Source organism: Tsukamurella sp. TY48, assembly GCF_019656655.1.
GTDB classification, from domain to species: domain Bacteria; phylum Actinomycetota; class Actinomycetes; order Mycobacteriales; family Mycobacteriaceae; genus Tsukamurella; species Tsukamurella strandjordii.
Genome location: NZ_BPMV01000002.1, coordinates 450,450 through 471,129, shown reverse-complemented (window position 1 = coordinate 471,129; position 20,680 = coordinate 450,450). Strand labels below are relative to the sequence as shown.

The following is a 20,680-nucleotide window of genomic DNA, read 5'->3' as shown; positions in this document are numbered from 1 at the left end:
GGCTGCCGTAGCCCTGCGGTGGATCTGTGGGATCGCTGGGAACAGGACCAGGGCTCACCGCGGCCGGGGCGTCGCGTTCCGCCAATCCCGCGGCGTGACGCCGAACCTGCCGCGGAACCAGCGGGAGAAGTTCGACGGGCTGGAGAAGGCGAGGATCACCGAGATCTCGGTGAACGAGTAGCGCCGCCCGGACACCAGGTGGCGCGCGAGCGTGGATCGGGCCTCGTCGACGACCTCGGAGAAGGTGGTGCCCTCCGCGGCCAGGCGCCGATGCACCGTCCGCCGGTCGACGCCGAGGCTGCGTGCCACTTGCTCGGCGGAGCACCGCCCCGTGGGGAGCAGCAGATCGACCAGTTGCCGTGTGCGCTGGACATGGTCGCTGCGGGTGTCCCCGTCCGTCGTGCTGAGGAACCGCCTGGTGTACTCGCGCAGCTGCGGATCCGAGGTGGCGGTGGGGCGGTCCAGGTCGCTCTCGTAGAGGCTGACGCCGTGCCCGTCCGCGTCGTAGCGGACCGCACCGCCGAACATCCGGCGCGCGGTGGCGTCGTGACGGGGCGCGGGGTGGGCGAAGAACACCGACAGGGGAGTCCACGTACCGCCCAACAGTTCCCGCAGGAGCGCGTGGATCACGCCGACGGCCAGGTCGACCGCCTGCCGGTCGGGTGCGGGGCGATCGAGGTGCAGATCGATGCGCACGGTCGCGATCCCGTCGGCGACGGTGAGCCGGGTGTGCAGGGCCTCGTTGTACATCCGCTCGTGACGGATCAGCATCTGCAGTGCGCTGCGGACGTCCGGTTCCTCGCGGAGTACCAGGCTCAGCGGGCCGAGGTGGGACAACCGTCTCAGTTCGGCGAGGCGGAGACCGAGATCGTCACGCCCGGTGATCTCCGCGGTCCGTTCGAGCAGATCGGTCACGGCAGCGGCAGGTACCCAGCGGTCCTGCACCGCGACGCCGCCGGGGTCGAGGCCGGCATCACGCAGCAGGGTCCGCGGATCGGCGCCCAACCGCGTGGTCAGGTCCACGTAGTTGGCCAGCGAGGCGTAGCGGGCGAGTGGCACCCGAGGACTCGTCAGTGTGATCGCAATCACCTCACTGTCTCGACATGAACAGTTTCGCGTCCCGTCAAGAACAGAATAGCTGTCCCCAGCGTCCTACCGTCGTCTTCATCACATTCGGTGTCGACCCAGAGAGGACCCCATGGCGAACGCAATCCGCTTCCACGAGACCGGAGGCCCCGAGGTGCTGCGGTACGAGGCCGTGCCGACCCGCGAGCCGGATGCCGGCGAGGTGCGGATCCGGCATGAGGCCGTCGGCCTGAACTTCGCCGACATCTACTACCGCAAGGGCCTGTACCCGGTGCCGCTCCCGAACGGCATGGGCGTCGAGGCCGCGGGCACGATCGACGCCATCGGCCCCGATGTCGAGGACTTCGCCGTGGGTGACCGGGTCACCTACACCTACACCGGCAGCCCGCTCGGCGCCTACAGCACCGAGTTCGTGCTGCCCGCGCGACATCTCATCCCCGTGCCGGACGGGGTCGCCCTCGCCACCGCCGCCGCCTGCACGATGCGCGGCCTCACCGCGGCCTACCTCATGCGGCGCATTCATCCCTACCGCCCCGGCGACACCATCCTGTTGCACGCCGCCGCCGGGGGCGTGGGCCTCATCGTCGCCCAGTGGGCCAAACTCCTGGGGCTGACCGTGATCGGCACCGTGTCCACGCCGGAGAAGGCCGAGGTGGCCCGTGCGCACGGCGTCGACCACATCGTCCACTACCGGAGCGAGGACACCGCCGCCCGCGTCCGCGAGATCACCGGCGGAGCCGGGGTTCCGGTGGTCCTCGACAGCATCGGCGCCGCCACCTTCCAGACCTCGATCGACTCGCTCGCGCGCAGGGGCCTCCTGGTGTGCTTCGGCACCTCGTCCGGTCCGATCCCGCCCATCGACGCCATGCAACTGGCGATCAAGGGCTCCCTGTTCATCACCCGCCCGGCGCTCGCCGACTACATCGCCGACCCCGCCGAACGGGCCGACCTCGCCGGAGAGCTGTTCGGGCACATCGCCGCCGGCCGGATCGAGATCCCGATCGGGCAGAGCTATCCGCTCGCCGAGGCGGCCCGCGCGCACGCCGATCTCGAATCCGGGGCCCTCACCGGCTCCTCGATCCTCATCCCGTAACCGCACCGGAAGCAGGCATCACCATGACTGTCACCACCGCACCCGCCACTGGCCGGCTCCGCGCCGAACGGCTCACCGCCCACCTCGGAGCCGAACTGCACGACGTCGATCTCGCCGAGGTCGCCCACGACGATGCGCTGTTCGCCGAACTGCGGGCGTTGCTCCTCGCGCACAAGGTGCTGTTCGTGCGCGATCAGCCGATCAGCCGCGCCGATCACGTGGCGCTCGCGCGCCGCTTCGGCGACCTCGAGGACCATCCCGTCGTCGGCAGCGATCCCGAACACCCCGGCCTCGTCCGCATCTACAAGGACCTCGACAGCCCGCCGGAGCACTACGAGAACGCCTTCCACTGCGACGCCACCTGGCGGGAGAACCCGCCCTTCGGCTCCGTGCTGCGCTGCGTCGAGGGCCCCGACGTGGGCGGCGACACGATCTGGGTCGACATGGTGGCCGCGTACGAGGCGCTCCCGATGGACATCAAAGGGCGGATCGAGGGCCTGCGCGCACGGCACTCCATCGAGGCCAGTTTCGGCGCCGCGATGCCCGCCGATCAGCGCGCGGCGCTGCACGCCCGATTCCCCGACGCCGAGCACCCGGTGGTGCGCACCCACCCCGAGACGGGCGAGAAGGTCCTGTTCGTCAACGCCTTCGCCACGCACCTCACCAACTTCCACACTCCCGAGAACGTGCGCTTCGGCTACGACTACGCCCCCGGCGCAGCGGAACTGCTGCACTACCTCACCCGGCAGGCCTCCGTCCCCGAGTTCCAGGTGCGCTGGCGCTGGACCGAGAACAGCTTCGCCATCTGGGACAACCGCTGCACCCAGCACTACGCGGTGCAGGACTACTGGCCCGCGGTCCGCCGCATGGAACGCGCCGGCATCGTCGGCGATCGACCGTACTGACATCACCTCAGCCCCACCGATTCAAGGAGAACCCCATGCACTTCCACGACGACGCCCTTTTTCCCGAGGTCCAGGAGAAGCAGGTCATCACCGTTGCGCCGTACGGCCCCGAGTGGGAGGTCGACGACTTCCCCGAGGACCTCCCGCTGAGCATCGAGCAGCACGTCCAGCAGGCCGTGGACTGCTACGAGGCCGGTGCGACCGTGCTGCACATCCACGTCCGGGAGCTGGACGGCAAGGGCAGCAAACGACTGTCGAAGTTCAACGAGCTGCTCGTCGGACTGCGCGAGGCCGTGCCGGACATGATCCTGCAGGTGGGCGGCTCCATCTCCTTCGCACCCGAAGGCGAAGGCGCCGAAGCGAAATGGCTCTCGGACGATACCCGTCACATGCTAGCGGAACTGGATCCGAAGCCCGACCAGGTGACCATCGCCATCAACACCAGCCAGATGAACATCATGGAACTGATGACTGCGGGCGATATCGCGGGCACCTCCATGGAGCGCCCCGAGCTCTACGACACCTACCGTGAGATGACGGTGCCCGCCGGCCCGGCGTGGGTCGAGGAGCATCTGCGCAGGCTGTCCGCCAACGGGATCCAGCCGCACTTCCAGCTGTCGTCGATCCCGCAGCTGGAGACCGTTGAGCGGCTCATTCGCCGCGGCACGTACATGGGGCCGCTGAACCTCACCTGGGTGGGCATCGGCGGCGGCTTCGACGGCCCCAACCCGTACAACATCATGAACTTCATCAACCGGGTGCCCGACGGTGCCGTCTTGACCCTCGAAACCCTCATGCGCTCGGTACTTCCCGTCAACACGATGGCCATCGCGATGGGGCTGCACACCCGGTGCGGCAACGAGGACACCATCTGGGGCCGCCCGGGCGAGAAGATCACGTCCGTCGACCAGGTCAAGCAGCTCGTGCGGATCAGCGATGAGCTCGGCAGGGACGTCGCCACCGGCAAGGAGGCGCGCGATATCTACCGCATCGGACAGCAGTACTCGTCCGTCGAGGAGACCCTGGCGAAGGTGGGCTACGCGCCCAACCGGCAGCCCGGTCAGCTCGGTTTCACTCAGCACGCGTGACGGGTGGACGAGCATGGCCCTCATGACCACCCGTCCGGGTGACCTGGAGGACGCCGACGGCGATGCGTCGGCGGGACCCGCGCGGTCCCGCCGGCGGATCTACCCGTGGATCGTCTTCGCGCTCGCGTTCGCACTACTGCTGTCGGACTACATGTCCCGGCAGGTGCTGGCCGCCGTCTTCGTCCCGCTCGGGCAGGAACTGCATCTCGACAAGGCGCAACAGGGTTCGCTCATCTCCGTGGTCGCCCTCATGGTGGGAGTGCTGACGCTGCCGGTGTCGATCCTCGCCGACCGGTGGGGGCGCGTGCGCAGCCTGGTGGTGATGGCGGTGCTGTGGTCGATCGCCACCCTCGCCTGTGCCTTCGCGCAGAACTACGAGCAACTCCTGGCAGCGCGATTCGTGGTCGGTGTCGGTGAAGCCGCGTACGGGAGCGTCGGAATCGCACTGGTGCTCAGCCTGTTCGCGCCCCGCGTGCACGCCGCACTGTCTGCCTCGTTCATGGCCGGCGGCTCGTTCGGCACTATGATCGGTACCGGGCTCGGCGGCCTCATCGCCGTGCACTTCGGCTGGCGCTGGTCACTCGGCGCGATGGCCGTACTGGGGCTGCTGCTGGTGGCCGCGTTCAAGGCGGTGGTCACCGAACGCCGCGTGCGCGAGCACCGGGTCTGCGATGCGGCCGATGCGGGCGCGGGCTCCGTGGAGCGCATCACCCGAGCGCCACTCACCAGCCTTTTCACCAACCCGCCGGTGCTCTGCGCGTACATCGGCAGCGGCCTGCAGATGTTCATGGCGGCCGTCCTGCTCACCTGGCTACCCACGTTCTTCAAGGAGGAACACCACCTGGCAGTGGATCGTGCCGGTGGCATGGCAGCGGCCTTCGTCATGCTGGTGGGAACGGGAATGGTGGTGTGCGGCTACATCGCCGATCGGTGCAGCCAGGGCGACGCGACCCGCAAGTGGACGCTCGGGATCGCGTACTGCGTGATCGCCTTCGCCGCACTCATGGTGGCCTTCCGCCTACCGATCGGCGCGGGGCAGCTTGCGCTGCTGGGGATCGGGGCCTTCTTCGCGGCGGGGACGTCGGGCGTCGCGGCGGCCACCGTCGCATCCCTCACCCACAGCTCGGTCCAGGCCTCGGCGATGGGAACACTGACTCTCGCCAACAACCTCCTCGGTCTGGCGCTCGCGCCGATCCTGATCGGCGTGCTCGCGGACCACCTCGGTCTCATGGGCGCGCTGCGCCTGGCGCCGATCGTGTACGTCCCGGCCGCGCTGGTCATGATCGCGGGCAAGCGGCTGCACCCGCGCGGCGTCGCGCGGCTGCGCGCCCTCGACGCGGCGGGTGCGCGATGACCGCGGCCACCGTCGTCATCGTGCCCGGCCTGCGTGGCCCCACGCCGGAGCACTGGCAGGAGCGGTACGCGGCCCGGGTGGAGCGGGCGGTCACCGTCCCCTTCCCGGACCGGTCCGACTGGCACGATCTCGCGGTCCGGACCCGTCTGCTCGCAGAGACCGTGGCCGCGGCGGACGGGCCCGTGGTCCTGATGGCGCACAGCGCGGGCGTGCTCACCGTGGCGCACTGGGTGGCGTCGCGCGAACCCGCCGACCCGACGGTGGGGAAGGTCGCCGGCGCCGTTCTCGCCACGCCTCCGGATTTCGGGGTGGCCTGGCCCGAGCCCCACCCACGACCGTCCGAATTGGCGGCGGCGGGGTGGGAGCCGATTCCTCGGGGGCGGTTGCCCTTTCCCTCCGTGCTCGCGGCGAGCCGCACCGATCCGCTCGCGCGGTACCGGACCACGGCCGGGCTCGCCGAAGTATGGGGCAGTCGCCTGGAGGACCTGGGCGATGCCGGACACCTCAACCCCGCGTCCGGATACGGCGAATGGCGGCTCGTGTCCGACCTGGTGGCCGAGGTCGCGCAGCGAGCGGAGATCGTGACGATGCCGTGACACGCATCCCGGGCACCACCGTCCGCCGGCTTGTCGGTGGGAGCGCCTAGCCTCGAGGCAACCGAGACGAGGGGAACGCGCGATGACGGATGAGGTCCACGGTGCACTGACCGCGGAGCGTGCGGAACGGGCGCGCGGGGTGATCGAAGCCCTCGCCGGTCCCGGTGCCGCACTGCGCGCCGACCAGGAGACGGCGGTGGGCGCGCTCCTCGAACCCGGCGCCCGCGTTCTGGTGGTGCAGGCCACCGGGTGGGGCAAGTCGGCGGTGTACTGGGTGGCCACCGCACTGCGGCGAGCCGAGGGCGCGGGCCCGGCGCTGATCGTCGCGCCGCTGCTCTCGCTCATGCGCGATCAGGTCGCCGCCGCCGAACGGGCGGGTCTGCGCGCCGCCACGCTCAACTCCTCGAATTTCGACGAGTGGAGCGCCATCGAGCAGCGGCTCACCGCCGGGGAGATCGACGTGCTCCTGGTCTCGCCGGAGCGCCTGGCCAATCCGTCCTTCGGCCGCCGCGTGCTCTCCGCCCTGGAGGGATCACTCGGCCTCCTCGTGATCGACGAGGCGCACGCGGTGTCCGACTGGGGCCACGATTTCCGCCCCGACTACCGCCGCGTCTCCGATGTGCTCACCCGCCTGCACCCGCAGACCCCCGTGCTGGCCACCACCGCGACGGCGAACGCCCGCGTCACCGCGGATGTCGCGGCCCAGCTCGGCGACGCCACCCTGGTGCTGCGCGGCCCGTTGGCGCGGCGCTCCCTCCAGCTCAACGTGCTCCCCGCGCTCGCGCCGATCACCCGGTACGCCTGGGTGGCCCGCCACCTTCCCGACCTGCCCGGCTCCGGGATCGTCTACGCGCTCACGGTGGCCGACGCCGAGCGGCTCGTCGAGGGCGTACGAGCGGTGCACGGGGCCGATTACCCGGTGGCCGCGTACACCGGGAAGCTGGACCCGGACACCCGGGAACGGCTCGAGGACGCCCTGCGCGCCAACGAGATCAAAGCGCTCATCGCCACCTCCGCCCTCGGTATGGGATTCGACAAACCCGACCTCGGCTTCGTGGTGCACGTCGGTTCACCACCGTCGCCGGTGTCCTACTACCAGCAGGTCGGTCGTGCCGGCCGCGCGATCGATCACGCCGTCGTCGCACTGCTGCCGTCGGAATCGGATGCGGGCGTGTGGGACTACTTCGCCACCGCCACCATCCCGGATCCCGAGCAGATGACGAAGGTGCTCACCGCCCTCGGCGACGACGAGACGGGGGAGGGGCTCTCGGCCATCGCCCTCGAGGCGGGCACGGGGCTGCGGCGCACCCGGATCGACCTCATGCTCAAGCAGCTCGCCGTCGACGGCGCGGTCGAGCGGGTCGAGGGCGGCTACCGGTTGACCGGGGCGGACTGGCACTACGACGGAGCCCACTACGACGGCATCGTGGCCACCCGCCGGCGCGAGGCCGACATCATGCGCGCGTACACCCGGGGCGAGCGCTGCCTCATGCAGCTACTCACCGAATCGCTCGACGATCCCGAGGCGGCCGCCTGCGGGCGCTGCTCGGTGTGCCTGGGACACGTCCCGGACGGCCTGGGGGAGGCGCCGCCCGCCGAAACGGCCCGCGCCGTCGCCGGCACACTCCGGGCACAGAGCCAGGTTCTCGAACCTCGCAAGATGTGGCCCGGCGGCTCCTCCGGTCGCAAGGGGCGCATCGCGCCCGATGTCGCCGCGGAGCCCGGCCGGGTGATCGTCTTCGCCGACGCTCCGGAGTGGACCGGCACCATCAGCGCCGCCGCGACCGGCGACCACCAGGCGACCGCCGACCTCGCGGAGGCGTCGATCGCCGCCCTGTCCCGGTGGCGGCAGCAATGGCCGTCCCGTCCCGAGGTGGTCGCATCGCTGCAACTCACCGACCGTGCCGAGCCCGTCGAGCCGGTCGCCGATCGGATCGCCGAGGTCGGCAGGCTCGATCGGGTGTCGCTCCCCGTGCCCCGCGGGCCGGCGCCCGGCCGCGACGCCTCGGGAGCCCAGGAGGCCGCGCACTGGCTGGACGCGATCACCGTCGACGACACCGTCGCGACCGCGGTCCGCGGCCGTTCCGTGCTGCTGGTGGTCGACACCACCAGCACGGGGTGGCCGGTCACGGTGGCTGCGGCGCGGCTCCGCGAGGCGGGCGCCGCCTACGTACTGCCGCTGGTCCTGCACCGTCCGGCGTGACCCGCACCCCCTGCGGCCAGGGGGAACGGACCGGCGTCACGGAGTTGTGGAAGACTGGACGGTCGAGTGCTGCCCGTGACCCGGGCGGCTGCCCCCGCGGAGCGACCCCGCGCCCCGAGAATTGAGGAGATCGACGATGGAACTCGTGCTGCCCCTGCTGCTGGTGATGATGCTCGGCTTCATGTTCTTCAGCTTCCGCAAGCAGAAGAAGCAGATGAACGAGACCCTGCAGATGCAGGAGAACCTGGGTGTCGGCACCAAGGTCATGACGAGCACCGGCCTCTACGGCACCGTCGTGGGCCTCGGCGAGGACACCGTCGAACTGGAGATCGCCCCCGGCATCACCACCACCTGGGTGCGCCGCGCCGTCGCGAAGGTGCTGACCCCGGAGGAGCTGAACGCCCCCGACATCGAGTCGATCCCCGAGGCCGACACCACCCCCGAGGTCGAGACCGAGAAGCGTCCCGAGGACCGCTGACCCGCATCGACCGTCGACGCCCGGTGACCGCCGGGCCCTTCACCCACGCCGAGGAGTAGTAACTACCCGTGGCCAAGATCTCATCGAGCCGTGACGGAAACGGTAATCCGTGGAAGCCACTCGCGTTCTTCGGTGTTCTACTCATCACCGTTTTCGGGTTGATCTTCTTCACCGGCGATCGCAAACCGGAGCCGAAACTGGGCATCGACCTGCAGGGCGGCACGTCCGTCACGCTGCAGGCCACCAAGCCCGACGGCACCCGGCCCAGCTCCGACTCCCCGGAGCTGGAGCAGGCGCGCGACATCATCAACCAGCGTGTGAACGGGCTCGGCGTCTCGGGTTCCGAGGTGAAGATCAACGGCAGCAACCTCGAGATCACCGTGCCCGGCGAGGACGGCGATCAGGCCCGGACCCTGGGCCAGACCGCGCGCCTCCTGGTGCGCCCCGTGATCAGCTCGGTTCCCGCGCAGGCGCAGCCCGGCGCTCCGGCACCCGACCTCACGGACCCCGATGTGGCGAAGAAGGCGCTCCTCGACGCCAAGGCGGTGCGGCAGTCGACCGACGCCGCGGCCCAGCAGAAGGCCGCGTCGCAGATCAACTGCGACGCCGCGGATCCGCTCGCCGGCAACGACGACCCCAAGCTGCCCCTGGTGACCTGCGGCAAGCTCGAGAACGATGCGAACAACCCGCAGCCGCGGATGGTCTACACGCTGGCCCCGTCGATCATCGACGGCCAGTCGATCAAGAACGCCAGCTCGGGCATCCCGCAGAACCAGGCCCAGTACGTGGTCACCCTGGAGTTCACCGGTGACGCCGCCAAGGAGTGGGCCGATTTCACCACGAAGAACCGCGGCAAGCAGGCCGCCTTCGTGCTCGACTCGCAGGTGATCACCGCGCCCCAGATCAACGAGCCGATCACCGGCGGCCAGACGCAGATCTCCGGCAACTTCGACCAGAGCTCGGCGGCCGAACTCGCGAACGTCCTCAAGTACGGCTCGCTCCCGCTGTCCTTCAAGGCCGGCACCGCGCAGACCGTGAGCGCCACGCTCGGCTTCGACTCGCTGCGCGCCGGCGTGATCGCCGGTCTGATCGGCCTGGTCCTGGTGCTGATCTACGCCCTCGCGTACTACCGCGCCCTCGGCGTCCTGGTGGCGCTGTCCCTGGTGCTCTCCGTGGCCATGCTGTACGGCCTGCTGGTGCTGCTGGGCCGGTGGATCGGCTACTCGCTCGACCTGTCCGGCATCGCCGGCATCATCATCGGTATCGGTATGACCGCGGACTCGTTCGTCGTCTACTTCGAACGCATCAAGGACGAGATCCGTGAGGGCCGAAGTTTCCGGTCCGCCGTTCCCCGCGGTTGGGCGAGCGCCCGCCGCACGATCTGGACGGGCAACGCCGTCTCGCTGCTGTCCGCGGTGGTGCTGTACGTCCTCGCGGTCGGTGAGGTGCGCGGCTTCGCCTTCACCCTCGGCTTGTCGACCATCCTCGACGTGGTCATCGTCTTCCTGGTGACGCACCCGCTGGTGGTCCTCGCCTCCCGCACCGATTTCTTCGCCAAGCCGTCGATGAACGGTCTCGGGGCGGTCGCCGCCATCGGCCGCGAGCGCCGCCGTGCCGTGGCCAACACCGACGCGACCACCACCGATGGGGCCACCACGACCGGGGCCGACACCGAGGAGGCGAAGGCATGAGCGACACCACCACTCAGGTCTCCGACAAGGAGAAGAAGGCCAGCTTCTTCACCAAGCTGTACACCGGCACGGGCGCCTTCGACATCATCGGCCGCCGCACCGGCTACTACATCGCCACCGGCATCATCGTGGTGGTCGCGATCCTCGGCATCCTGATCCCGGGCTTCAAGCTCAGCATCGACTTCGAGGGCGGCACCCAGGTGTCCTTCCCCGTCGGGAACTCGCAGGCCGATACCGCCAAGGCCCGCGAGGTCGTGCAGTCGGCCACCGGTGTGGCACCGTCCGCGGTGCAGACCGCCGGCTCCGGCGCCTCGCAGACCTACCAGATCGCCACCTCGGAGCTGAGCGCCGACCAGATCACCAAGGCCCGGGCCGCCCTGTTCCAGGAGTTCCAGCCGCCCGGCCGGGACGGCAAGCCGTCCGCGAACACGATCAGCTTCTCCGCCGTGAGTTCCACCTGGGGCGGGCAGATCACCCGCAGCGCCCTCATCGCGCTCGTGGTCTTCCTGGTGCTGGTGACCATCTACATCGCGGTCCGGTTCCGCGAGATGGAGATGGCGCTCGCCGCGCTGGCCTCGCTGTTCTTCGACGTGGTCGTGACCGCGGGCGTGTACGCCTGGTCCGGCTTCGAGGTCAGCCCCGCCACGGTGATCGGCCTGCTCACCATCCTCGGCTTCTCCCTGTACGACACCGTCGTCGTCTTCGACAAGGTCGAGGAGAACGTGCGCGGCGTGCTCCACACCAACCGCCGGACCTTCGCCGAACAGGCGAACCTCGCGGTCAACCAGACCCTGATGCGCTCGATCAACACCACGGTGATCTCGGTGCTGCCGATCATCGCGCTCATGGTGGTGGCCGCGTGGATCCTCGGCGTCGGCACGCTGATGGACCTCGGCCTGGTGCAGCTCGTCGGCGTCGTCGTGGGCACGTACTCCTCGGTCTTCTTCGCGGCGCCGCTGCTGGTGACGCTCAAGGAGATGAAGCCGGAGTACAAGGCGCACACGCAGAAGGTGCTCAACAAGCGCCGCTCGGTGGGCGTCGAGGCGGAGGCCGCCGTGGTGCAGACCGCGCACCGGCTGTCCCGCCCGCCCGTGCGCAAGCGCGACCGTCACCGTGGCTGACGAGGCCCGCGCGGCGGTGGCCGCGCACACCCGGCACGTTCCCGATTTCCCCGAGCCCGGTGTGGTCTTCGCCGACCTCACGCCGGTCTTCGCCGACGGTGCCGCCCTCGCCGCCGTCATCGACGGACTCGCCGAATCGGGCCGGGACGCCTCCGGTGCGGCCGCGGTCGATCTGGTGGCGGGCCTGGACGCCCGCGGCTTCCTCCTGGGCTCCGGTGTGGCCCTGCGGCTCGGCGTGGGCGTGCTCGCGGTCCGCAAGTCGGGCAAGCTGCCGCCGCCGGTGCTCCGCGAGGAGTACACCCTCGAGTACGGTTCCGCGGCACTGGAGATCCCCGCCGAGGGCATCGCGCTGCACGGCCGCCGGATCCTGGTGGTCGACGACGTGCTCGCGACCGGCGGCACCGTCTCCGGCGCCGTCGCGCTGCTGCGCCGGGCCGGCGCCGAGGTGCACCGCGTGTCCGTGGTGCTCGAGCTGGAGGCCCTGGGCGGGCGTTCGCGGCTGGCGGAAATGCCGGGTGGTCCCGTCGAAGTGTCGGCCATCTCGGTAGGCTGATTCCCTAGCCCAGCCACCACACGAGGACGGGGAGGCACCATGTCGCTGCCACCACAGGGACCCGACTCCGCGCGCACCGCCACGGCCGAGGCCGCCCCGCAGCCGCCGAACCTGGAGACGACGGGGTCCACCACCCGCCGCGTCCGCGCCCGCCTCGCGCGCCGCATGACGGGCACCCGCAACCACGTGCGGCCCGTCCTGGAGCCGCTGGTCGCGCTGCATCGTGAGGTGTATCCGAAGGCCGATGTCGCGCTCATCGAGCGCGCCTACGACGTCGCGGAGCAGCGGCACGCCTCCCAGATGCGCAAGTCCGGCGACCCGTACATCACGCACCCGCTCGCCGTCGCCACGATCCTCGCCGAGCTGGGCATGGACACCACCACACTGGTGGCCGCACTCCTGCACGACACCGTCGAGGACACCGGGTACAGCCTGGACGCGCTGACCGCGGAGTTCGGCTCCGAGGTGGCGCACCTGGTGGACGGTGTCACCAAGCTCGACAAGGTGGCCCTGGGCACCGCCGCCGAGGCAGAGACCATCCGCAAGATGATCATCGCGATGGCCCGCGATCCGCGGGTCCTGGTGATCAAGGTGGCCGACCGCTTGCACAACATGCGGACGATGCGCTTCCTGCCGCCGGAGAAGCAGGCCCGTAAGGCCAAGGAGACGCTGGAAGTCATTGCACCGCTGGCGCACCGGCTCGGTATGGCCACGGTCAAGTGGGAACTCGAGGACCTGTCCTTCGCGATTCTGCACCCGAAGAAGTACGACGAGATCGTGCGGCTGGTGGCCGACCGCGCACCGTCGCGCGATACCTATCTGGCCAGCGTGCGCGCCGAGATCAACGGGGCGCTCACGGCCTCGCGGATCGTGGCGGACGTGCAGGGCCGCCCCAAGCACTACTGGTCGATCTATCAGAAGATGATCGTCAAGGGCCGGGACTTCGACGACATCCACGACCTGGTGGGCGTGCGGATCCTGTGCGACGAGGTGCGCGACTGCTACGCCGCCGTCGGCGTGGTGCACTCGCTGTGGCAGCCGATGGCCGGCCGGTTCAAGGACTACATCGCGCAGCCGCGGTACGGCGTGTACCAGTCGCTGCACACCACCGTGATCGGGCCCGAGGGCAAGCCGCTGGAGGTGCAGATCCGCACCCGCGACATGCATCGCACCGCCGAGTTCGGGATCGCCGCGCACTGGCGGTACAAGGAGACCAAGGGCAAGGGCGGCAAGGGCGGTTCCGATCTGTCCGAGGTCGACGACATGGCCTGGATGCGGCAACTGCTCGACTGGCAGCGGGAAGCCGCGGACCCGGGGGAGTTCCTCGAATCGCTGCGCTACGACCTGGCGGTCAAGGAGATCTTCGTCTTCACCCCGAAGGGCGATGTGATCAATCTGCCCGCGGGCAGCACCCCGGTCGACTTCGCCTACGCCGTGCACACCGAGGTGGGGCACCGCTGCATCGGCGCGCGCGTCAACGGCCGTCTCGTGGCACTGGAACGCAAACTGGAGAACGGCGAGGTGGTGGAGGTCTTCACCTCCAAGGCCGAGAACGCCGGCCCGTCGCGCGATTGGCAGTCCTTCGTGGTGTCCCCGCGCGCCAAGGCCAAGATCCGGCAGTGGTTTGCCAAGGAGCGCCGCGAGGAGGCCCTCGAGAACGGCCGTGACGCCATCGCCAAGGAGGTGCGCCGTTCCGGCCTGCCTCTGCAGCGGCTCACCAACGCCGAGTCGATGGCCGGGATCGCCAAGGAGCTGCGGTACGCCGACGTCTCCGCGCTCTACACCGCGGTCGGTGAGCACCAGGTGTCGGCGCACACCGTGGTGCAGCGGATGCTGGAGCAGCTCGGCGGTATCGAGGAGGCCACGGAGGAGCTCGCCGAGCGCAGCACCCCGTCGACGATCTCCGGCCCGTCCACGGCGTCCACCGATGTCGGGGTCCTGGTCACGGACCAGCCCGGCGTGCTGGCCAAGCTGGCCAAGTGCTGCACCCCGGTGCCCGGCGACGAGATCGTGGGCTTCGTGACCCGCGGCGGCGGTGTCAGCGTGCACCGCACGGACTGCACCAACGTCGCGGAGTTGCGCAAGGAGCCCGAGCGCTTCCTGGACGTGAAGTGGGCGCCGTCGCCCTCGTCGGTGTTCCTGGTCGCCATCCAGGTGGAGGCCCTCGATCGGCACCGGCTGTTGTCCGATGTCACGAAGGTGCTCGCGGACGAGAAGGTGAACATCCTCTCCGCGTCCGTGACCACCTCGCGGGACCGGGTCGCGGTGTCGCGCTTCACCTTCGAGATGGGCGATCCGAAGCACCTCGGGCACGTGCTGAACGTGGTCCGCAATGTGGAGGGCGTCTACGACGTCTACCGGGTGACCTCGGCGCAGTAGCGTCTCGTCCGCACCCGAGCTGGGGGCGCATCCGGAACCCGAAACGACAGGGGCCCCGCGGCGAATCGCCGCGGGGCCCTCGTCGTGATGCCGGCTAGGAGGCCAGCGTCATGGTGTTGATGTTGACGGGTTCCATCGGTGCTCCGTCGGTGATGGGCTGTCCGGGCTTCGGCGCGGGGGAACCGGGCTTGGCCTTGATGCCCTTCTTGGCGATGGCCTGCAGCACCTTCAGCCCCTCGGGGGTGGTGTTGCCGATCACCGAGTAGCTCGCGGGCAGGGTGGTGTCCTGGTACACGAGGAAGAACTGGCTCGAACCGGTGTTGCTCTGGCCGGACTGCGGCGAGTTGGCGTTAGCCACCGCGATCGTGCCCGCCGGGTAGATCACGGTGGGCGGCGAACCGGGCTGCGTGGGCGCGGCCGCACCCTGCAGGAAGGTGGGCGTCTCGTCGGGCGAGGTCCAGTTGGGTCCGCCCAGTCCGGTGCCGGACGGATCGCCGCACTGCAGCACGTACAGGCCGCTCTTCTTGTCCGCTCCCTGGTTCGCGGTCTCCCGGTGGCAGATCGTGTTGTCGAAGTACTTCGCGTTGATCAGCGTCACGAAGGTCTCGACGTTGCAGGGTGCCTTCGAACGGTCGAACTCGAATCCGATCGGTCCCTGGTTGGTCTCGATGGAGCCGGGGAGGATGCCGGTGTTCGGGACGTCCTTGCCGCTCGGCTTCTGGATGCCGTTGTTCTTGGCGCCCATCTTCTCGAGCTGGGGGATGCCCTTCTCCGTCTCGGCGTTCTGCGCCTCGGCGTCCTTGATCTGGTCCTCCACCGCCGAGCGCTGCTCCGGCGGCATGGTGGCGAGCTGTCCCTTCGCCTGCGCGATGTTGTCCTTCATGGACTGGACACCCTTGCGCGCGGCCGCCACCTGATCGGGACGGTCCGGGTAGTCGCACTGGGTGTGCAGCGACTTGTAGCGGTTCTCCGCGCCAACCCGGAGCGGGGCGCGGGGGCCCTGGGGAAGCCAGATGTAGCAGCCGGCCGCGACGAGCGCCACGACCACGGCGGCACTGATGCCGATGGCCGTGATCTTGCGCTTGCGGGCCTCGGCCTCACGCCGCTCGTTCTGGCGCGCGAGTTTCTCGCGGGCAGCCTGACGGCGCTCCTCATTGCTCGGCACGGTGTGACGACCTCCTAGTAACCGATAGTCCGGCGGGCACGACGCAGTGACATTCGGGCAGCCGCCGCAGTGACACAGACGGCACCTCCGCGGTGACACCGGCAGCGCCGCCGCCCAGGCAAGTCTGCCAGTTAAACCTGATAGACGCCGCCACCGGGTCTGGTGACACAATGGTCGGATGCTGATCACCGGATTCCCGGCGGGGGTGTTCCAGACCAACTGCTACGTGCTCGCGGATGGTCCAGGGGCGGACGCCGTCATCGTCGACCCAGGCCAGGACGCTGTCGAATCCGTGAAGGCGCTGCTCGCCGAGCATCGCCTGAATCCGGTTGCGGTGCTGCTCACGCACGGTCACCTGGACCACACGTGGACGGCGCAGCCGCTCGCCGACGAGTTCGGCATCCCGGTGTACATCCACGCCGACGACCGTCCCATGCTGGCCGATCCGGCGGTGGGGATCGGCCCCGCTCTGGGCGCGATGATCGGTGGTCAAATCTTCACAGAGCCGGAGAAGGTCATCGAGCTCGAAGACGGCGAACCGGTCACGCTCGCGGGGATCACCTTCGGCGTGGACCTCGCGCCCGGCCACACCCGGGGCTCGATCGTCTTCACCACCGACGTCCCGCAGGTCGACGATGCCGGTGATCCCGTGGACGCCGATCCGGTCACCATCGCCTTCTCCGGCGACGTCCTGTTCCAGGGCTCGATCGGGCGGACCGATCTGCCGGGCGGCAGCCACGAGCAGCTGCTGGAGTCGATCGCGGAGAAACTGCTGCCGCTGCCCGACGACACCGTCGTGCTCCCGGGCCACGGTCCGGCCACCACCATCGGAGCGGAACGGGCGTCGAACCCGTTCCTGCAGGGGCTCACGGGCACGCAGACGCCCGCGGAGCGGAAAGGACGATACGGACTGTGAGCGCCGGTAGTTTCCAGGCACCCAAGGGCATCCCCGACTACATCCCGGTGCCGTCGGGGGAGAAGAACAGCTCCGCCGACTTCCTCGCGGTGCGCACCGCACTGCTGCGCGCGACCGCGGACGCGGGGTACGGCTACATCGAGCTGCCGATCTTCGAGGACACCTCGTTGTTCGCCCGCGGTGTCGGTGAATCGACCGATGTGGTGGCGAAGGAGATGTACACCTTCGCCGACCGCGGCGATCGCTCGGTGACGCTGCGTCCCGAGGGGACGGCGGGCGTGGTGCGCGCGGTCCTGCAGCACGGCCTCGATCGCGGCCAGCTCCCGGTGAAGGCCGCCTACGCGGGCCCCTTCTTCCGGTACGAGCGCCCGCAGGAGGGTCGCTACCGGCAGCTGCAGCAGGTGGGCATCGAGGCGATCGGGGTCGACGATCCCGCCCTCGACGCCGAGGTCATCGCCGTGGCCGACCGCGCCTATCGCAGTGTGGGTCTCGACGGATTCCGGCTCGAGGTCTCGAGCCTGGGCGACGAGACCTGCCGGCCGCAGTACCGCGAGAAGTTGCAGCAGTTCCTGTTCGCGCTGGACCTGGACGAGGAGACCCGGCGCCGGGCGGAGATCAACCCGCTGCGCGTGCTGGACGACAAGCGGCCCGAGGTGCGCGCGATGACCGCCGACGCCCCGCTCATGATCGACAACCTGACGCCGGAGCCGAAGGAGCACTTCGAGAAGGTGCTCGGCTATCTCGATGCCCTCGGCGTTGCGTACGTGGTGAACCCGCGCCTGGTCCGCGGGCTCGACTACTACACCAAGACGTGTTTCGAGTTCGTCCACGACGGCCTCGGCGCGCAGTCCGGGATCGGCGGCGGTGGGCGCTACGACGGCCTGGTCGAGCAGCTGGGTGGGCGCGAGGGCGTCACCGGTGTCGGCTTCGGCCTGGGCGTGGACCGCACCCTGCTCGCGCTGTCCGCCGAGGGCAAGCGCGCCCCGTCGGCCCCTCGCGTGGTGGCCTTCGGTGTGCCGCTCGGTGAGGATGCGCGCGATGCGATGGTGCCGCTCCTCGGCCGGCTCCGCGCGCGGGGTGTGGCCTCGGACATGGCGTACGGCAACCGCGCCATGAAGGGCGCGATGAAGGCGGCCGACCGTTCCGGTGCCCGATTCGCCCTGATCCTGGGCGAATCCGAGCTCGCCGACGGTGTGGTGATGCTCAAGGATCTGGCGAACGGCGAGCAGCGCCCGGTACCGCTCGATACCGTGGCGGACGTGATCGCCTCCGCGAACGATGTGAGCCCCTCCGACGGCGCGAGCGCGCGGTAATCGCGTGTCGGCGAGTCCCGTCGAGCCCGGCGCCCGTGACCCGCGGGAGCTGAGCGCGGAGGACGCGGTCGATGTCGACCTGATTCCGCCGCGGCTGGTGCTGCCCAAGGTCCGCCGCGCGGTGTTCGCGGGTGTCGCGATCACGGTGGTGGCCGCCGTCCTGGTGGCGTTGCTCGTTTCGCCGGTCTGGGGCGCAGCGGTGCTCGTCGCGGGCGCCGCGCCGGGGATCGGCGGCTACCTCGGGGTGATGCGGCGGCGGGTCGTTCTCGACCACCGGGTGATCACGCGGCGAGCACTGCTGACGCGGCGGGTGAACCTGATCGCCGCCGAGGAGGTGGACCTGGTCGCGGAGGTGGCCAGGCTGGCGCAGGTGTCTCTGCGGATCAGTCAGGGCCGCACCACGATGCGGGTTCCCGTCGCGCTGTACGGCAGCGCCGGCCGCGGGCGGGTGCGCGGGCGCGAGCTTCCGATGCTGGCCACCCGCCGACTGTCCGAGTCGCTGAGCCGCCACGCCGATCCGCACGTCCGCGAGATCGGGCGAGTGCTCGGCGAACAGTCCCGCGCGCAGGCGACCTCGGTGCCGATCCGCGACCGGCCCCTCTATCGCGCGGCCGGTATCGCCCGCGAGGTGGGTGGGAACGAGGAACTGGTCTTCACCGCCGACGAGGTCGACGAACTCAATCGCCCGCCCTGGTGACGACGACGCGCCGTTCGAATGCTTGACTCGAATCGAACAAAGTGTTCGACTGGGTGGGTGCGATGGGAAGGGCAGTTGTTGACGGAGGACGCCGGATCCGGCGTTCGGGCTCTACCCGGGCTGGAGGGGATCGGTCGCGCCGTCTCCACGCCGGAATTCGAGGGCATCACCTTCCATGAAGTGCTGTGCAAGAGCGCGCTGAACCGCGTACCCGAGTCGGCGGCGCTGCCCTTCGAGTGGACCATCAATCCGTATCGGGGGTGCACGCACGCGTGCACCTACTGCTTCGCCCGGTCGAGTCACGAGTACCTGGAATTCGACGCCGGGGCAGACTTCGACACCCAGATCGTGGTCAAGACGAATCTGGTCTCGGTGCTCAAGAAGGAACTGCGGCGCGCCTCCTGGCGCGGTGAGGCCGTGGCGCTGGGCACCAACACCGACCCGTATCAGCGCGCTGAGGGGCGCTACCGGCTCATGCCCGGAATCATCGGCGCCCTCGCGGGCGCTGGATCTCCGATCTCGATCCTCACCAAGGGCACTCTCCTGCAACGAGATCTGCCACTGTTGACCACAGCGGCCACCACGGTGCCCGTGCAGTTATCGGTTTCGCTGGCGCTCCTGGATCCCGTGCTGCAGGCATCGCTCGAACCGGGGGCGCCCAAACCGGCGGCGCGCCTCGGCCTGATCCGCGCCATTGCCGATGCCGGTTTCGAGTGCAATGTGATGGTGGCGCCGGTGATTCCGTATCTCACCGACGATTCGGCGTCGTTGCGGGCGTTGTTCGAGGCGCTCGCAGAGGCGGGGGCCTCCAGTGCCACCGTGATGGCGCTCAATCTCACCGGTCGCTACCGGGGGTGGTTCCTCGCCTGGCTCGCTGAGAACCATCCCGCGCTGGTGCGCCGGTACCGGCAGCTGTACGGCACCACCGGGCGGGTCTCGGCGGAGTACCGGGCGCATCTGCGGGGGAGGACCGCGCCGCTCCTGGAGGAGTTCGGGCTCGCGGTCCGTGAGGAGTACGCGCCGCCCTCGCGTCCCCGGCAGCCGCGCGCGACCGGAGCGGTGGCTCCGGATCTGCAGGAGGCGCTGTTCTAGACAGTGCGTAACGTATCGGTTACGCTTTTGGGGTGAGCGTGTACTCGGCCATCGCCGACCCGGTGCGCCGGGAGGTCCTGCTCCTGCTGCGCTCGGGGCCGCGCACCGCCGGGCAGATCGCCGCGTCGTTCGATATCAGCCGCCCCGCCGTCAGTCGCCACCTCCGCGTTCTGCGCGAGGCGCACCTCATCGAGGCCGAGCGCGGACAGGACGGCAGGGAGCGCGCGTACGTGCTTCGGCCGAGCGCATTGCGCGAGGTGGAGGAGTGGATCGCCGCGGTGCGCGGTCCGGCGCGCTTCGCGGAGCTGCTGGGATCGCCGGCCCTCGATACCGAAGTGAGCCGCGCGCGCCGCGACTCCCGGCGCACCGCGCAGCAGCGCGAGGTGTCCATTGATCCATCAAGACTCGATGAAAGGGGCACGGGATGACTGAACGCCGACCGACCGGACGCGTGGAGGCGACGCCCACCGGGCGGGATCTGATTCTGGAGCGGTACTTCACCGCCGATGTCGCCGACGTCTGGGCGTCGATCACCGAATCCGACCGCACCGCACGGTGGTTCGGTAGCTGGACGGGAGAGCCTGCCGTCGGCGCGCAGGTGCGGGTCACCATGGGCTTCGAAGAGGGCACGCCGGAGATGCCCATGACGATCACGATCTGTGAGCCGCCGAGCCGTCTCGGCCTGCAGGCGAAGGACGAGTACGGCGAGTGGAACCTCGAGGCCACGATCGACCGCGACGGCGACCGCACTCGGCTGACCTTCGTGCAGCACCTGGACGCGGCGACCGACCCGGGCGAGACCGGTCCGGGGTGGGAGTACTACCTCGACGCGCTGGTGGCGGCGGAGGCCGGCGCGCCGCTCCCGGAGTTCGACGAGGAGTACTTCCCGGGGATGGCGGAGTACTACCGGAGTCAGTAGGCAGGAATGCCACTAATGATAACTGTTATCA

19 protein-coding genes are annotated in these 20,680 nt (G+C 69.8%); 17 read left to right on the top strand and 2 right to left on the bottom strand.

All coding sequences use genetic code 11. From position 1 onward, the window contains the following. Positions 1-54: 54 nt before the first annotated feature. Positions 55-1,059: an AraC family transcriptional regulator gene (locus TTY48_RS18050; protein ID WP_220659032.1), complete on the bottom strand. Its 1,005-nt coding sequence runs from the start codon at positions 1,057-1,059 to the stop codon at positions 55-57. A 139-nt stretch (positions 1,060-1,198) separates the two neighbouring features. Here TTY48_RS18050 and TTY48_RS18045 point away from each other — a divergent pair, with 139 nt between their 5' ends. From TTY48_RS18045 to TTY48_RS17995, 11 genes are all read left to right on the top strand, one after another. Further along, positions 1,199-2,179, top strand: a complete 981-nt coding sequence (locus tag TTY48_RS18045) for a quinone oxidoreductase (RefSeq protein ID WP_220659031.1) — start codon at positions 1,199-1,201, stop codon at positions 2,177-2,179. A gap of 23 nt (positions 2,180-2,202) precedes the next feature. Next, positions 2,203-3,084: a TauD/TfdA family dioxygenase gene (locus tag TTY48_RS18040; protein ID WP_220659030.1), complete on the top strand. Its 882-nt coding sequence runs from the start codon at positions 2,203-2,205 to the stop codon at positions 3,082-3,084. Positions 3,085-3,119: 35 nt separating this feature from the next. Then, positions 3,120-4,172 (top strand): 3-keto-5-aminohexanoate cleavage protein, encoded by a 1,053-nt coding sequence (locus TTY48_RS18035; RefSeq protein WP_220659029.1) that lies wholly within the window; start codon positions 3,120-3,122, stop codon positions 4,170-4,172. A 13-nt stretch (positions 4,173-4,185) separates the two neighbouring features. Continuing rightward, positions 4,186-5,526, top strand: a complete 1,341-nt coding sequence (locus TTY48_RS18030; RefSeq protein ID WP_220659028.1) for an MFS transporter — start codon at positions 4,186-4,188, stop codon at positions 5,524-5,526. Then, the gene (locus tag TTY48_RS18025; RefSeq protein WP_220659027.1) at positions 5,523-6,122 is read left to right on the top strand and encodes an alpha/beta hydrolase; all 600 of its coding nucleotides are present in this window, start codon (positions 5,523-5,525) and stop codon (positions 6,120-6,122) included. Before TTY48_RS18030 ends, TTY48_RS18025 begins: the two co-directional genes overlap by 4 nt. 82 nt (positions 6,123-6,204) lie before the next feature. Continuing rightward, a complete protein-coding gene (locus TTY48_RS18020) occupies positions 6,205-8,325 on the top strand; it encodes an ATP-dependent DNA helicase RecQ (protein WP_220659026.1) in 2,121 nt (706 codons plus the stop codon). A 136-nt stretch (positions 8,326-8,461) separates the two neighbouring features. Then, the gene (gene yajC / locus TTY48_RS18015; RefSeq protein WP_220659025.1) at positions 8,462-8,803 is read left to right on the top strand and encodes a preprotein translocase subunit YajC; all 342 of its coding nucleotides are present in this window, start codon (positions 8,462-8,464) and stop codon (positions 8,801-8,803) included. Positions 8,804-8,871: 68 nt separating this feature from the next. Further along, on the top strand, positions 8,872-10,494 hold the full coding sequence (gene secD / locus TTY48_RS18010) for a protein translocase subunit SecD (protein WP_220659024.1): 1,623 nt from the start codon (positions 8,872-8,874) through the stop codon (positions 10,492-10,494). Further along, positions 10,491-11,615, top strand: a complete 1,125-nt coding sequence (gene secF, locus TTY48_RS18005; RefSeq protein WP_220659023.1) for a protein translocase subunit SecF — start codon at positions 10,491-10,493, stop codon at positions 11,613-11,615. The genes secD and secF overlap by 4 nt, the downstream gene beginning before the upstream one ends. Beyond that, the gene (locus tag TTY48_RS18000; RefSeq protein ID WP_220659022.1) at positions 11,608-12,168 is read left to right on the top strand and encodes an adenine phosphoribosyltransferase; all 561 of its coding nucleotides are present in this window, start codon (positions 11,608-11,610) and stop codon (positions 12,166-12,168) included. The genes secF and TTY48_RS18000 overlap by 8 nt, the downstream gene beginning before the upstream one ends. Before the next feature lie 39 nt (positions 12,169-12,207). Then, positions 12,208-14,547, top strand: a complete 2,340-nt coding sequence (locus TTY48_RS17995) for a bifunctional (p)ppGpp synthetase/guanosine-3',5'-bis(diphosphate) 3'-pyrophosphohydrolase (RefSeq protein WP_220659021.1) — start codon at positions 12,208-12,210, stop codon at positions 14,545-14,547. 94 nt (positions 14,548-14,641) lie between these two features. Here TTY48_RS17995 and TTY48_RS17990 read toward each other — a convergent pair whose 3' ends face one another. Continuing rightward, positions 14,642-15,712: a peptidylprolyl isomerase gene (locus TTY48_RS17990; protein ID WP_220659020.1), complete on the bottom strand. Its 1,071-nt coding sequence runs from the start codon at positions 15,710-15,712 to the stop codon at positions 14,642-14,644. 178 nt (positions 15,713-15,890) lie between these two features. On the opposite strand from TTY48_RS17990, the gene TTY48_RS17985 reads away from it, so the two are divergent. The 6 genes from TTY48_RS17985 to TTY48_RS17960 are packed head-to-tail and all read left to right on the top strand — an operon-like array spanning position 15,891 to position 20,649. Beyond that, the gene (locus TTY48_RS17985) at positions 15,891-16,628 is read left to right on the top strand and encodes an MBL fold metallo-hydrolase (protein WP_220659019.1); all 738 of its coding nucleotides are present in this window, start codon (positions 15,891-15,893) and stop codon (positions 16,626-16,628) included. Continuing rightward, positions 16,625-17,941: a histidine--tRNA ligase gene (gene hisS, locus TTY48_RS17980; protein WP_220659018.1), complete on the top strand. Its 1,317-nt coding sequence runs from the start codon at positions 16,625-16,627 to the stop codon at positions 17,939-17,941. Before TTY48_RS17985 ends, hisS begins: the two co-directional genes overlap by 4 nt. A gap of 4 nt (positions 17,942-17,945) precedes the next feature. Beyond that, on the top strand, positions 17,946-18,638 hold the full coding sequence (locus tag TTY48_RS17975; protein WP_220659017.1) for a hypothetical protein: 693 nt from the start codon (positions 17,946-17,948) through the stop codon (positions 18,636-18,638). A gap of 57 nt (positions 18,639-18,695) precedes the next feature. Further along, complete coding sequence (locus tag TTY48_RS17970; RefSeq protein ID WP_255585809.1) at positions 18,696-19,730, top strand: Rv2578c family radical SAM protein; 1,035 nt, start codon at positions 18,696-18,698, stop codon at positions 19,728-19,730. Between the two features lie 32 nt (positions 19,731-19,762). Next, on the top strand, positions 19,763-20,158 hold the full coding sequence (locus tag TTY48_RS17965) for a metalloregulator ArsR/SmtB family transcription factor (RefSeq protein WP_220659015.1): 396 nt from the start codon (positions 19,763-19,765) through the stop codon (positions 20,156-20,158). Beyond that, positions 20,155-20,649, top strand: coding sequence for an SRPBCC family protein (locus TTY48_RS17960; protein ID WP_220659014.1), 495 nt, complete (start codon positions 20,155-20,157; stop codon positions 20,647-20,649). Before TTY48_RS17965 ends, TTY48_RS17960 begins: the two co-directional genes overlap by 4 nt. The last annotated feature ends 31 nt before the right edge of the window (positions 20,650-20,680 follow it).

Coding starts and splice junctions, on each gene's coding strand:
- TTY48_RS17985 (WP_220659019.1), top strand. CDS start 15,891: ATGCTGATCACCGGATTCCCGGCGGGGGTGTTCCAGACCAACTGCTAC.
- TTY48_RS17995 (WP_220659021.1), top strand. CDS start 12,208: ATGTCGCTGCCACCACAGGGACCCGACTCCGCGCGCACCGCCACGGCC.
- secF (WP_220659023.1), top strand. CDS start 10,491: ATGAGCGACACCACCACTCAGGTCTCCGACAAGGAGAAGAAGGCCAGC.
- TTY48_RS18040 (WP_220659030.1), top strand. CDS start 2,203: ATGACTGTCACCACCGCACCCGCCACTGGCCGGCTCCGCGCCGAACGG.
- yajC (WP_220659025.1), top strand. CDS start 8,462: ATGGAACTCGTGCTGCCCCTGCTGCTGGTGATGATGCTCGGCTTCATG.
- TTY48_RS18045 (WP_220659031.1), top strand. CDS start 1,199: ATGGCGAACGCAATCCGCTTCCACGAGACCGGAGGCCCCGAGGTGCTG.
- TTY48_RS18020 (WP_220659026.1), top strand. CDS start 6,205: ATGACGGATGAGGTCCACGGTGCACTGACCGCGGAGCGTGCGGAACGG.
- TTY48_RS18035 (WP_220659029.1), top strand. CDS start 3,120: ATGCACTTCCACGACGACGCCCTTTTTCCCGAGGTCCAGGAGAAGCAG.
- TTY48_RS18030 (WP_220659028.1), top strand. CDS start 4,186: ATGGCCCTCATGACCACCCGTCCGGGTGACCTGGAGGACGCCGACGGC.
- TTY48_RS18025 (WP_220659027.1), top strand. CDS start 5,523: ATGACCGCGGCCACCGTCGTCATCGTGCCCGGCCTGCGTGGCCCCACG.
- TTY48_RS17960 (WP_220659014.1), top strand. CDS start 20,155: ATGACTGAACGCCGACCGACCGGACGCGTGGAGGCGACGCCCACCGGG.